Genomic DNA, 13567 nt, shown 5'->3' on the forward strand with positions numbered 1-13567 from the left:
TCAGCTTCCCATGAGTGAATTACATTACCTGTACGGTAAACCTGCCGCCAAGGCAGATCTAAGGACCCACAACAGCGACTTTATCGTCAAGGAAATCCTGCCCTTCAGCCCGACGGGCGAAGGCGAGCATCATATGCTGCACGTACGCAAGGAAGGGCTCAATACGGTGCAGGTGGCGGAGATGCTGGCCAAGTTTGCCAAGGTGCATCCTAAGGAAGTGACCTTTGCCGGTCAGAAAGACAAGAATGCCATCACAGAGCAATGGTTTGGGGTGCGCATCCCGGGCAAGGACACGCCGGACTGGGCGAGCCTGAACAGCGATAAGCTGACTATCCTCACGAGCAGCCGCCATAGCAAGAAGCTGCGCACCGGGGCCCTGCTGGGCAACAGGTTCATCCTGACCCTGCGTAACGTCACGGATATCGCGGATGTGGTGACACGCTTGGTTGCAGTGGCCAAGACAGGGGTGCCGAATTATTTCGGTGAACAGCGTTTCGGTCACGACGGCAAGAATTTGGTGCTTGGGCGGCAGATGCTGGCGGGGCGCAAGGTCAAAGACAGAAACAAGCGCAGCATGTACCTGTCGGCGGTGCGCTCACACCTGTTCAACCAGGTGGTGTCTTATCGCCTGAGCCAACATGGCATAACGCCCATGGCGGGGGATTGCGTGATGCTCAGCGGCAGCAAGAGCTTCTTCGTCGCCGAGCAGTGGGATGAGGTGGTTGCCAAACGCTTGGCCGAGAAAGATATCCAGCTGTCGGCACCCTTATGGGGCCGGGGACAGATCTTGCCCAAGGGCGAGGCGGCGGCGATGGAAACCCAGGCTGTGAGTGAACTGAGCGAGGATTGCTACGGCCTGGAGCACGCCGGGCTGGAGCAGGAGCGCCGTCCCTTGATGCTGGAGCCCCAGGGGTTAAAATATCAGGTACAGGACGATGTGATGACCTTGGAGTTTGTGTTGCCGGCCGGCAGTTTTGCAACCTCCCTGCTCAGGGAGTTGTTCGATTACCAGGATGTCAAAGAGCGCCAGTGGCAGGAAAGTGTCGCGGCAGATAAGCCCACACAGGAGTCGTGATGAAAATATTGGTCAGTAACGATGATGGGGTGCATGCCCCGGGGATCAAGGCGCTGGCAGAGGCCCTGGGCGAGTTTGCCGAAGTGCTGACCGTGGCTCCCGACAGAAACTGTTCCGGCGCGAGCAACTCATTAACCTTGACTAACCCATTAAGAATTAATAGGTTAGAGGGTGGCTTCGTGTCGGTTAACGGCACGCCGACGGATTGCGTCCACCTGGCCATCCGGGAATTGTTCGATCAGGAACCCGATATTGTCGTCTCAGGCATCAACGCCGGCGCCAATCTGGGGGACGATACCCTGTATTCGGGCACCGTCGCCGCCGCCATGGAAGGGCGCTTCCTGGGGCTGCCGGCCATCGCCATTTCCCTGGTGGGGCGCAAGCTGCTGCATTATGACACTGCGGCTGTGTTTGCCGCCCGGATAGTGAAGGGCCTGCTGAGTCATCCCCTGGCGAAGGATCAGATCCTCAACGTCAATGTGCCGGATCTGCCCCTGGCGGAGATCCAGGGGATCCGGGTCACGCGTCTGGGTGCCCGCCATAAGGCCGAAGGCATGGTACGGATGGAAGATCCCGCCGGCAGGGAAATCTTCTGGTTGGGGCCTCCGGGAATAGAACAGGATGCCAGCCAAGGCACGGATTTCGACGCAGTGGCCAATGGCTATGTGTCCATCACTCCATTAACTGTGGACTTGACCGCTTACAGTCAGCTGTCGGGTTTGGAAAATTGGGTCAAGAATATATGAATCGGCTCGCCAGTGCATCGGCGCAGAATCTAGCAAAAAAACTCCATGAAGCTGGGATCCGGGATCAGGCCGTGTTGCAGGCCGTCGCCAACACCCCAAGAGAACTTTTTCTCGACGATGCCCTGGCCCATAAGGCCTATGAAAATACCGCCTTACCCATAGGCCAGGGGCAGACCATCTCCCAGCCTTACATAGTGGCGCGCATGACTGAGCTGTTGCTGCAGCACCACCCCAGGAAGGTGTTGGAGATAGGCACAGGCTCAGGCTACCAGGCGGCCATCCTGGCGCAACTGGTGCCCGAGTTATGCACCATAGAGAGGATCAAGAGCCTGCAGATCCAGGCGCGACAGAGGCTCAAGCGACTGGACTTGCATAATATCTCCTTCAAATACGGTGATGGCTGGCAGGGGTGGCCGAACCGCGGCCCCTTCGATGCCATCATGGTCACGGCGGCGCCTGAGAGTATTCCACAGCCGCTGTTGGAACAGCTGGCCGATGGCGGTGTCTTGGTGATCCCTGTCGGGGACGAGATCCAGGAGTTGCTGCGCATCACCAGACGGGGTGACAGATTCGAACATCAGGTGATAGAGGGCGTCAGGTTTGTGCCCCTGGTCAGCGGTGGCCTGGCTTAACTCGCGACCTATGCTTTCAGGGCCGGCCATGGCCCGGGTGAATGTGATTGAAATAGACAAGGGAAAAGGAAATTTGAACTTAGGGCAATTGACAATTCTGGCCTTGCTCATCACATTCATGCTCAGTGGCTGTAGTTTTCAGGCCAGACGCCCGGCACCCGTCGAAAATGTTTACCTTAACGGGACCCCAACCTATGACAGGGGCTCGATAAAAACCGGCGTCTATACGGTCAAGAAGGGCGATACCTTGTACTCCATCTCCTGGGGGGCAGGTAAAGATTTTGTTACAATTGCCAAACTGAATAAGCTGGCAAAGCCTTACACCATTTACCCGGGACAGAAGCTCAAATTGCAGCCGGGCAAACGCAGCTGGACCAAGAAAAAGCCATATACAGTGCGGCATACGGCCAAGGCGGGCACCCAAAAAACCGCTAAAACCACCTCGAACAAGACGCCCAAACCTGCCACTAATACTCAAACAACTCAAACCAGTAGTACAAAAAAAGTACTTGATCACAAGGTCAAGCCTGCGTACTCTGTTACAGGTGCTCAACAGGTTATTAACAAGTCTATCCACTCGGCAAGTCCGACACTTCCGGCCAGGGTAAGCCGATGGCGGTGGCCTGTAAGGGGAGATATTTTGAGTACTTTCTCTGCCAATGAGCAAGGGAATAAAGGTATTAAGATTGCTGGAAACAGGGGCACAGTCATCAATGCCGCTGCCGATGGACGCGTAGTGTATGCGGGTAGCGCACTGAGAGGCTATGGTAATCTTGTGATCATCAAGCACAGCGATGATTACCTCAGCGCATATGCTCATGCGGATAAGATCTTAGTCAAAGAGAAGCAACAGGTTGTCGCAGGACAAAGGGTTGCAACCATGGGAAGTACGGGGACCGACAGGGTAATGTTGCACTTTGAAATTCGTTACCACGGTAAGTCTGTTAACCCATTGAAGTATTTGCCAAAACACTGATTGTTTGGCTGCCGAATTGGCATGGAGGATAAAAAGAGGTGAAGTTAATTTAAATAGTGAGTTTATGTTTGGGAGATAAAGTTATGAGCCAAAATAACAGCATTGCCGCTGAGCTTATCGATTTTTCCACAAAACAGCCCGATTCAGCAGCCGACAATAAGGATGGCAGCAATACTCTGGTTCAAGATCTTGAGCTGGAACAACAGGTACAAGATGATCTGCAAAAGAATCTCGATGCCACGCAACTCTACCTGGGTGAGATAGGTTTTTCGCCCTTGTTAAGCGCGGAAGAGGAAGTCTACTTTTCACGCAAGTCACTCAAAGGTTGTGCCAAATCCCGCAACCGCATGATAGAAAGCAATCTCAGATTAGTGGTAAAAATTGCCCGCCGTTATAACAACCGCGGCTTGGCTCTGCTCGATCTTATCGAAGAAGGCAACCTGGGATTGATCCGTGCGGTAGAGAAATTCGATCCCGAACGCGGCTTTCGTTTCTCGACCTACGCCACCTGGTGGATAAGACAAACCATAGAAAGAGCCATAATGAATCAGACGCGTACCATACGCTTGCCTATTCATGTGGTGAAAGAACTCAATGTCTATCTGCGTACCGCCAGGGAATTGGCCCACAAGCTGGATCATGAACCTACGGCCGAGGAAATCGCGACCAAGTTGGACATTCCCAGCAGCGACGTCAGCCGCATGCTGAAACTCAACGAAAAAATCACCTCTGTGGATACCCCATTGGGGGGCGATAACGACAAAGCCTTGTTGGATGTGCTGGCCGATGACGATAATGTGGGCCCGGACTACAAGGTGCAGAACGAGGATATTTCCAACTCAGTGGTGAAATGGCTCAACGAGCTCAATACCAAGCAAAGGGAAGTGCTGGCGCGGCGTTTCGGGCTGCTGGGTTATGAGCCATCGACGCTGGAGGATGTCGGTGCCGAAATCGGCTTGACCCGCGAGAGAGTGCGGCAGATCCAGGTGGAAGCGCTCAAACGCCTGCGGGATCTGCTGGCATCCGAAGGCCTCTCTGTCGAAGCCCTGTTCAGAAGCGACTCCTGAGAGCCTGACATTGCCGCTCGGCTCCCGGCCCCAGACAAAAAGCTCAGATAAACAAACGCCCATCCTGGATGGGCGTTTTTGTCGCTGCTGCATGCACTCTGCTCTTGCCTGCCTAGGCGAGGCGTTTCAGCTCATAGAGCAGTTCCAGCGCTTGCCTCGGGCTCAGCTCGTCCGGATTGATGGCCTGGAGCCGCAGCAGCGCCTGGGACTCCTGCTGCAGTGGCTGCAGGGACAGGGCCTGCTGCGCGGGGAGGCCGTCCTGATGGGGTTGATCCCGGCTCTCCAGCTGATGCAACTTGAACTTGGCGGCCTTGATCACCTGTGCCGGCACCCCGGCCAAAGCGGCGACCTGCAAGCCATAACTCTTGCTGGCGGCGCCTTCCTGCACCGCATGCATGAAGGCTATGGTGTCTTCATGCTCTACCGCGTCCAGATGGACGTTATGGACCCCGGCGAGCAATTCCGGCAGCTGAGTCAGCTCGAAATAATGGGTGGCGAACAGTGTCATGGCGGCGACCTTTTGCGCCAGGTATTCGGCCGCCGACCAGGCCAGCGACAGGCCGTCATAGGTCGAGGTGCCGCGGCCAATTTCATCCATCAGCACCAGGCTGTTGGCGCTGGCGTTATGGAGTATATTGGCGGTTTCCGTCATCTCCACCATGAAGGTCGAGCGGCCGGAGGCCAAGTCGTCCGATGCCCCTATGCGGGTAAAGATCCTGTCTACCTGGCCTATCACGGCTTTTTGTGCCGGCACGAAACAGCCTATGTGTGCCATCAGGGTGATGAGCGCCACCTGGCGCATATAGGTGGATTTACCGCCCATGTTGGGGCCTGTGACTATCAGCATGCGCCTGTCAGAATTGAGTTCGACCGGATTGGCGATGAAAGGCGTCTGACTGACCCGCTCGACCACAGGATGGCGACCCGATTCAATCTGGATCCCGACCTGCTCTCTCAGCTCGGGTCTTTGGTAATCCAGGGTCTCGGCCCGATCGGCAAAGTTGCTCAGCACATCCAGTTCGGCCGCGGCGCGGGCGAAGAGCTGCAACTCATGGAGCCTGGGCAGCAGCAGCTCGAACAACTGCTCCCACAGCTGCTTCTCCAGTGCCAATGCCTTGCCCTGGCTCGACAGCACTTTCTCCTCATATTCCTTCAGCTCAGGGGTGATGTAGCGCTCGGTATTCTTGAGCGTCTGTCGCCGCTGGTAACTCAGAGGCACCTGGGAGGATTGCAGGCGGCTGACTTCTATGTAATAGCCATGGACTCTGTTGTAGCCCACCTTGAGGGTGGCGATGCCGGTTCTGGCCTTCTCACGCTGCTCCAGTTGCACCAGGTAGTCGCTGGCGCCTTCACTCAGGCCACGCCATTCATCCAGCTCGGCATGGTAACCCGGGCGGATCACCCCGCCGTCACGGATGAGCATGGGCGGGTTATCCACTATGGCGCGCGCCAGCAAGGCATGCTCCTCGGGAAATTCGCCCAATTGGCTGGCGAGTCTGTGGATATGGCTGGAGTGGCAAGAGCCCAACAGCTGCTGGATCTCAGGCAGCAAAGCCAGCGCCTGGCGCAGACGGGCGAAGTCCCGCGGCCTGGCGGAGCGCAGTGCCAGCCTGGCCATGATGCGCTCGACATCCCCCAGCGCCTTGAGTTGTTGATGCAGCCCGGCGTATTCTCCCGAGTCGAGCAATTCCTGCACTATCTCCTGACGGGCGGTTATGGCTTGGTGATCCCGCAAGGGTTGATGGATCCAGCGCTGCAACATGCGGCTGCCCATGGGGGTGGCGGTATTGTCCAGCACTGAGGCCAGGGTATTGTCGCGGCCACCGCCGAGGTTGCTGGTCAGTTCCAGATTGCGCCGGGTCGCGGCATCCAGCACTATGGTATCGCTCTGGTTGAATCTGACTATCGAGTTGATGTGCGGCAGGGCCGTGCGCTGGGTGTCCTTGACGTATTGCATCAGGCAGCCGGCGGCCTGCAGGGATGTGCGGGCATCGGCGATACCGAAGCCATGCAGATCTTTGGTGCCGAATTGCTCCAGCAGCAGGCGCACACTGGTGTCGTAATCGAATTCCCATTCGGGACGGCGGCGCTTGCCCTTGAAGCGCTCGATAAGGCCCATCTGGCTAAAATCTTCACTGTAGAGGATCTCGACCGGGTGGGTGCGCTGCAGCTCGGCCTCCAATGCCTCACAGGTCTCCAGCTCGGCGATGACGAAGCGACCGGAAGACACGTCCAGGGTGGCATAACCGAATCCCAGTTTGCCCTGATACACGGCCGCCAGCAGATTGTCCTGCCGCTCCTGCAGCAGGGCTTCATCCGTCAGTGTGCCAGGGGTGACTATCCGTACTACCTTGCGTTCCACTGGGCCCTTGGAGGTAGCGGGATCCCCTATCTGCTCACAGATGGCGACGGACTGGCCAATCTGCACCAGTTTCGCCAGGTAACCTTCGACCGCATGATAGGGGATCCCTGCCATGGGAATGGGATCACCGCCACTCTTGCCCCTCGCCGTCAAGGAGATCCCCAGCATTTCGGAGGCGCGCTTGGCGTCGTCGTAGAAGAGTTCGTAGAAATCGCCCATGCGATAGAAGAGCAGCATGTCTGGATGCTCGGCCTTCATCGACAAATACTGGCGCATCATGGGGGTATGTTTTTCTAGCTGATCACTGGCTATGAGATTCATTAACGGCTTTTATCCCTTGTCCTTTTTCCGCAGGTTTTGGCTGACCCATGGCGGCTTTCAATTCTGCGGCCAATATTAACAATTTTTTTGAATGAGTAGCGGTTTTATCTGTGCTTCAGGGCGCAAAAGATGGGTTATTTTGGCTTTTTCCCGAGCCGGCAGCGCACAAATATCTGGGTGACAAGGAGTTAAAATAAATTTTACCCAGCACTTGATACTGTATGATTGTACAGTATACTAGTGAGCATATTGAGACAGGCAGTGTTAACTCTTTTGTCTCGCACCATACTTTTTTACACGCACGATCGCGTGGTCGGAGAGGGAACAGGAATGAAGGTAGATCCAAATAAAGAGAAAGCACTTGCCGCCGTGTTGGGCCAGATCGAGAAACAGTTCGGTAAAGGTTCCATCATGAAACTGGGTGAGGATCGTTCCATGGACGTGGAAACCATCTCTACCGGTTCTCTGTCATTGGATGTTGCCCTCGGCGCCGGCGGTTTGCCTATGGGGCGTATCGTCGAGATCTATGGTCCAGAGTCATCGGGTAAAACCACTCTGACACTGGAAGTGATCGCCGCCGCTCAGCGCGAAGGCAAGACCTGTGCCTTCATAGATGCCGAGCATGCACTGGATCCTATCTACGCCCAGAAGCTGGGTGTAGACATAGATAACCTCCTGTGTTCTCAACCAGATACGGGTGAACAGGCGCTGGAGATCTGTGATGCCCTGACCCGCAGCGGTGCCGTGGACGTGATCATCGTCGACTCGGTCGCCGCCCTGACGCCTAAAGCCGAGATCGAAGGTGAAATAGGCGATTCGCACATGGGCTTGGCGGCCCGTATGATGAGTCAGGCGATGCGTAAGTTGGCGGGCAACCTGAAACAGTCCAACACCTTGCTGATCTTCATCAACCAGATACGTATGAAGATAGGGGTGATGTTCGGCAACCCTGAAACCACCACGGGCGGTAATGCGCTCAAGTTCTATGCTTCCGTTCGTCTGGATATCCGCCGTACCGGCGCCATCAAGGAAGGCGACGAAGTGGTAGGCAACGAGACCCGCGTCAAAGTGGTGAAGAACAAGATTGCCGCGCCCTTCAAGCAGGCCGAATTCCAAATCCTCTATGGCCAGGGCATCAACCGCACAGGCGAGTTGGTCGACCTGGGTGTGGCCCACAAGCTGGTGGAAAAAGCCGGTGCCTGGTACAGCTACAAGGGCGACAAGATAGGTCAGGGCCGTGCCAACGCCGGTAAATATCTGATTGAAAACCCTGCGATTGCCGCCGAGATCGACGGTGCCTTGCGTGCCTTGTTGCTGAGCAAGGGCGGTGCGCCTGTGGCTAAGCCGGCGGCCGGCGATGAGAACGTAGATCTGGAAACAGGCGAAGTATTCTGAGCCAGTCGGCCCGACAAGTTGCGGTAGCGCTGCTGGCGCGCCGCGATTATTCCAGGCATGAAATCAAGGCCAAGTTGCTGCTCAAGGGCTTCGAGACCGTCGAGATAGAGTCAGTGCTCGACGGCTGCGAAGCCAGCGGTTTTCTCGATGACAACCGCTATGCAGATCTGTTGCTGCGCAGCCATATCACCAAGGGCCATGGCCTGGGACGCATCAAACAGGCGATGGCCCAGAAGGGCCTTTGCGCCGGAACTATTGCCGCCGCAGTGGACAGATCCTCTTGTGACTGGTTCGAGCTCGCCAAGAGCAAGGCAGTCAAGAAATACACAGATCCCCGCACCCAGGACATGAAAGAGAAAGCCAGGCGCATTCGCTTCCTCATGGGGCAAGGCTTCAGCTACGATCAGATAGCCTACGCCTTGGATTACGATCCCTACGATGAATCGTCATTCTGAGTCTCACATCTGCTGCAACCCTTAACCCCGGCTTTCAAAATCCCACTCCCGGCCCGCTATCTGCCAAACAGCACTGGTCGTACTCCCTCAGTCTGCTTATAATGCTGGGAAAAATAGGCATTCCGGCTGCATCGCAAACCCGGATGTTGTTTAATTCAGACTTACCCAATTCAGGATGATTTATGTATCAAACCACCGCAGAGCTTAGAAGCGCTTTCCTGGAGTTTTTCAGCAAGAATGGTCACCAGATAGTGGACAGCAGTTCCCTGGTGCCAGGCAATGATCCTACCTTGCTGTTCAATAACGCCGGAATGAACCAGTTTAAAGATGTCTTCCTGGGGATGGATAAACGCAGCTATACCCGAGCCACGAGCTCACAACGCTGCGTGCGCGCCGGTGGTAAGCATAACGATTTGGATAACGTGGGCTACACGGCCAGGCATCACACCTTTTTCGAGATGCTGGGTAACTTCAGCTTCGGTGATTACTTCAAGGAAGAGGCGATTCGTTACGCCTGGACTTTTCTGACCGAGACCCTGCAACTGCCCAAAGAGCGTCTGTGCGTGACTGTGTACGAGACGGACGATGAAGCCTTCGACATCTGGGCCCAGAAGATAGGTGTGCCCAAAGAAAACATCATCCGCATAGGCGACAACAAGGGCGCGGCTTATGCGTCGGATAACTTCTGGCAGATGGGTGACACAGGCCCATGTGGTCCCTGTACCGAAATTTTCTATGATCATGGCGAGCATATCTGGGGCGGCCGTCCCGGCACTCCAGAGGAAGATGGCGATCGTTTCATCGAGATCTGGAACATAGTCTTCATGCAATATAACCGTCACTCGGACGGCACCATGGAGCCCTTGCCTAAGCCTTCGGTCGATACCGGCATGGGCATAGAGCGCATCGCCGCCATCATGCAGGGGGTGCACTCCAACTATGAAATCGACATTTTCAAGGCGCTGATCGCCAAGGCGGCCGAGATCATAGGCGTCACCGACTTAGAGAATAAATCGCTGCGGGTGATCGCAGATCATATCCGCTCCTGCGCCTTCCTGGTGGCCGATGGGGTGATGCCATCCAACGAAGGCCGTGGCTATGTGCTGCGCCGCATCATTCGCCGCGCGGTGCGCCATGGCAACAAACTGGGCGCCACCGAGACCTTCTTCTACAAGTTGGTGCCTACCCTGATTGCCGTCATGGGTGATGCGGCCAAGGGCCTGGCCGAGACTCAAGCCATAGTAGAGAAGGCCCTCAAGGCCGAAGAAGAGCAGTTTGCCCGCACTCTGGAGCGCGGCCTGGGGATACTGGATAACGCCCTGAACGAACTCGAGGGTGACACTTTGGACGGCGAAACCGTCTTCAAGCTGTATGACACCTATGGCTTCCCCGTGGATTTGACCGCCGACGTCTGTCGTGAGCGTAACATCACAGTGGATGAGTTAGGTTTCGATGTTGCCATGGCCGAGCAGCGCAGCCGGGCCCAGGCGGCAGGCAACTTCGGCACAGATTATAATGCCGGCCTCAAGATAGATGCACAGACGGAATTCTGCGGCTATACCCAGTTAGCCGCCGAAGGCAAGGTGACCGCACTCTATGTCGACGGCGTGGCCGTCGACGCCATAGCCGCGGGCGACAACGCCGTGGTGGTGCTGGATTCGACGCCTTTCTATGCCGAGTCGGGTGGTCAGGTGGGTGATAAGGGCCAGTTGCTGGCCAGCGGTATCGTTTTCGATGTGACAGATACCCAGAAATACGGTCAGGCAACGGGTCATCAGGGTGTCCTGACCTCGGGCAGCCTGTCACTCGGACAAGTGCTGGAGGCGAGGGTGGAGCAGACACTGCGTCAGCGCACCCAGCTCAATCACTCTGTGACTCATTTGCTGCACGCGGCGCTGCGGCAGATATTGGGCACCCATGTGACCCAGAAAGGCTCCTTGGTCGACCCTGAACGCCTGAGATTCGATTTCTCGCACTTCGAAGCGGTCAAGCCGGAGGAGCTGCAGCGGGTCGAAGATCTGGTCAATGCCCAGATACGTCTCAATCATGAGCTGAAAACGGCTGTGATGGACATAGATCAAGCCAAAGAGAAGGGCGCCATGGCGCTGTTCGGTGAGAAGTATGACGCCCAGGTGCGGGTCGTCACCATGGGTGACTTCTCGGTCGAGCTCTGCGGTGGTACCCATGTGGGCCGCAGCGGTGACATAGGTCTGTTCAAGATCACCTCGGAAAGCGGTATCGCCGCCGGTGTGCGCCGCATCGAGGCGGTGACAGGTGCCGCCGCCATGGCGTTCGTCGCCGCTCAGCAGGCCGAGCTTGCCGAAGCCGCATCCCTGCTCAAGGGCGATGCCGGCTCTGTCGTGGCTAAGCTCAAGGCGCAGCTGGACAAGATGAAGTCGCTGGAGAAAGAGCTGTCACAGCTCAAGGACAAGCTCGCCGCCGCTGCCGGTGCCGATCTGGCCACTGATGCCGTCGCCATCAATGGCGTAAAAGTGCTGATCAAGAAACTCGAAGGGGTCGATCCTGGTTCGCTGCGCGGACTGCAGGATGAACTCAAGCAGAAGCTCAAGTCCGCCGTCATAGTGCTGGGCACGGCCAAAGACGGCAAGGTCAACCTGATCGCCGGCGTCAGTAACGATCTGACCGCCAAGATCAAGGCCGGAGAGTTGGTGGCCATGGTTGCCAGTCAGGTGGGCGGCAAGGGCGGTGGTCGCCCCGATATGGCCCAGGCCGGTGGCACTCAGCCAGAGCACTTGGACTCGGCATTGGCGCAAGCCTTGCCTTGGGTAACGGAACGTCTGGCTTAAGGCTCGGTGCTGTTAAAGACAAAGTTAAGAGGTCAAAGTGCCCGAAAAACGAAAGCTTAGTAGTGGCAAGCTTTTTGTGAAAAAGTTCGGTGGTACCTCGGTAGGCTCGATTGAGCGTATCGAGGCGGTCGCCGACCAGATAGCAAAATCCGCTCACGCAGGTGAGCGTCAGATCTTGGTGCTCTCGGCGATGGCCGGCGAGACTAACAGGCTATTTTCCCTGGCGTCGAATATCGCTCCCAGCGCAGATGCCCTCGCCGCGGGCGAGGGCTGCGAGTATGCGCTGCTGCGTGAGAGAGACATGCTGGTTTCGACCGGTGAACAGATCAGCATAGCCCTGATGGCGATGGCGCTGCAGCGGCGCGGCCTAAGGGCCAGATCCCTGCTCGGCAGTCAGGTACAGATACATACCGACAGTCAGTTCGGTGGCGCCAGTATCGAAAGAGTGGACACTCAGTTGCTCGAGGCCTTGTTGGTCGAGGGGACCATTCCTGTGGTGGCCGGGTTTCAGGGCCGGGATAGCAATGGCGAAGTGACTACCTTGGGCCGTGGCGGCTCAGATACCACGGCGGTCGCATTGGCAGCGGCCATGGGGGCCGACGAGTGCCAGATCTATACAGATGTTGCCGGGGTGTTCACCACAGATCCTCACTTGACGCCGAGTGCCAGAAAACTCGACGGCATGAGTTTTGAGGTGATGTTCGACATGGCGAGGTTGGGGGCCAAGGTGTTGCACCCGGATTCGGTCGCCTACGCCAAACGTTATCTGGTGCCTTTGAGGGTGCTGTCGAGCTTCGAACCCGGTCCTGGTACCCTGGTGCAGCATGCCGAAGCGGCGGATGCCGTGGGCTCGGTGCAGGGGATTGCCGTCTGCAGGGCGCGTGTCTGGCTCAGTATCGAATGCCCGCCGGCCAACGAGGCCTTACTCAGGGATTGTCTCGAGGGGCTGGGCGCCGAGGCCGAGCTATGGTGCCAAGATGTCCAGGGCCAGTCCGGGCTCCAGCTGTTCCAGGTTTCGCTGGCGGCGGATTTCCTGGTCACGGCCCTGAAGCTGCTCGATCGCCAGAGTCAGTGTCTGGGCTTGGGTAAGGTGGAATACCATAAGCAGCTGGTTAAAGTGTCCTTGGTGGGCAGCCGCTTACCCCCCGACACTGGACTGATCAGTCAGGTTAACAATATTTTGGGAAGCCAAGGGATCCATGTTAGGTTACTCTCAAGGTCTCAGCGAATAGTGTCCATCCTTATCGATGAAGCAGAGCTGCATAACGGGGTCAGGTTGTTGCATCAGACCCTTGGGCTCGACAGGGTGTAATTAAATAACCGTTTTAGTATTGAATACTATTAATTTGTACTAAGCTGACCTTATAATAAGCTCATATAACGGATGCGTGCCGTATGTAAGCTGAAATGGAAACTAAAGGAGCAATCGAATGCTGATTTTGACTCGTCGTGTTGGCGAAACACTGATGATTGGTGATGAAGTCACAGTCACAGTACTTGGGGTAAAAGGTAATCAGGTGCGTATCGGCGTGAATGCGCCGAAAGAAGTTTCTGTTCATCGTGAAGAGATCTACCAACGCATTCAATCTGAAAAATCGGGTACACCTTCTGAAGGCGGCAATTTCTGAGCGATTCAGAATGAGGCATGCCACACCGTAGAAGAGTCAGTTTTTTAACTGGCTTTTTTATTTTCTACTGCCAAAGAACCTCTAAATCAACACATTGGCGTGA

At 56.2% G+C, this 13567-nt stretch carries 11 protein-coding genes; 10 read left to right on the forward strand and 1 reads right to left on the reverse strand.

Going from position 1 to position 13567, the window contains the following annotated elements; genetic code table 11:
• Positions 1 to 10: 10 nt before the first annotated feature.
• From truD to rpoS, 5 genes are all read left to right on the forward strand, one after another.
• Positions 11 to 1075, forward strand: coding sequence for a tRNA pseudouridine(13) synthase TruD (gene truD / locus LZP73_RS10075; protein ID WP_234234765.1), 1065 nt, complete (start codon positions 11 to 13; stop codon positions 1073 to 1075).
• A complete protein-coding gene (gene surE / locus LZP73_RS10080; RefSeq protein ID WP_234234767.1) occupies positions 1072 to 1821 on the forward strand; it encodes a 5'/3'-nucleotidase SurE in 750 nt (249 codons plus the stop codon). Before truD ends, surE begins: the two co-directional genes overlap by 4 nt.
• Positions 1818 to 2453, forward strand: a complete 636-nt coding sequence (locus LZP73_RS10085; RefSeq protein WP_234234770.1) for a protein-L-isoaspartate(D-aspartate) O-methyltransferase — start codon at positions 1818 to 1820, stop codon at positions 2451 to 2453. The genes surE and LZP73_RS10085 overlap by 4 nt, the downstream gene beginning before the upstream one ends.
• Before the next feature lie 118 nt (positions 2454 to 2571).
• Complete coding sequence (locus tag LZP73_RS10090; protein WP_234235256.1) at positions 2572 to 3429, forward strand: peptidoglycan DD-metalloendopeptidase family protein; 858 nt, start codon at positions 2572 to 2574, stop codon at positions 3427 to 3429.
• Between the two features lie 83 nt (positions 3430 to 3512).
• Positions 3513 to 4496, forward strand: a complete 984-nt coding sequence (rpoS, locus tag LZP73_RS10095) for an RNA polymerase sigma factor RpoS (RefSeq protein WP_169564516.1) — start codon at positions 3513 to 3515, stop codon at positions 4494 to 4496.
• A gap of 112 nt (positions 4497 to 4608) precedes the next feature.
• Here the strand turns inward: rpoS and mutS are convergent, their stop codons facing one another.
• Entirely contained in the window at positions 4609 to 7179 is a 2571-nt protein-coding gene (gene mutS / locus LZP73_RS10100) for a DNA mismatch repair protein MutS (RefSeq protein WP_234234772.1), read from the reverse strand.
• A 330-nt stretch (positions 7180 to 7509) separates the two neighbouring features.
• On the opposite strand from mutS, the gene recA reads away from it, so the two are divergent.
• The 5 genes from recA (at position 7510) to csrA (ending at position 13464) form a co-directional block, all read left to right on the forward strand.
• Complete coding sequence (gene recA / locus LZP73_RS10105) at positions 7510 to 8574, forward strand: recombinase RecA (protein WP_169564518.1); 1065 nt, start codon at positions 7510 to 7512, stop codon at positions 8572 to 8574.
• Positions 8571 to 9029, forward strand: coding sequence for a regulatory protein RecX (locus tag LZP73_RS10110; RefSeq protein ID WP_442800737.1), 459 nt, complete (start codon positions 8571 to 8573; stop codon positions 9027 to 9029). The genes recA and LZP73_RS10110 overlap by 4 nt, the downstream gene beginning before the upstream one ends.
• A gap of 182 nt (positions 9030 to 9211) precedes the next feature.
• Positions 9212 to 11836: an alanine--tRNA ligase gene (gene alaS, locus LZP73_RS10115; protein ID WP_234234776.1), complete on the forward strand. Its 2625-nt coding sequence runs from the start codon at positions 9212 to 9214 to the stop codon at positions 11834 to 11836.
• 37 nt (positions 11837 to 11873) lie between these two features.
• Positions 11874 to 13148, forward strand: a complete 1275-nt coding sequence (locus tag LZP73_RS10120; protein WP_326490340.1) for an aspartate kinase — start codon at positions 11874 to 11876, stop codon at positions 13146 to 13148.
• Between the two features lie 118 nt (positions 13149 to 13266).
• The gene (csrA, locus tag LZP73_RS10125; protein ID WP_006082602.1) at positions 13267 to 13464 is read left to right on the forward strand and encodes a carbon storage regulator CsrA; all 198 of its coding nucleotides are present in this window, start codon (positions 13267 to 13269) and stop codon (positions 13462 to 13464) included.
• Positions 13465 to 13567: the final 103 nt, after the last annotated feature.

The sequence above is a fragment of the Shewanella sp. AS16 genome (assembly GCF_021412365.1).
Classification (GTDB): Bacteria; Pseudomonadota; Gammaproteobacteria; order Enterobacterales; family Shewanellaceae; genus Shewanella; species Shewanella salipaludis.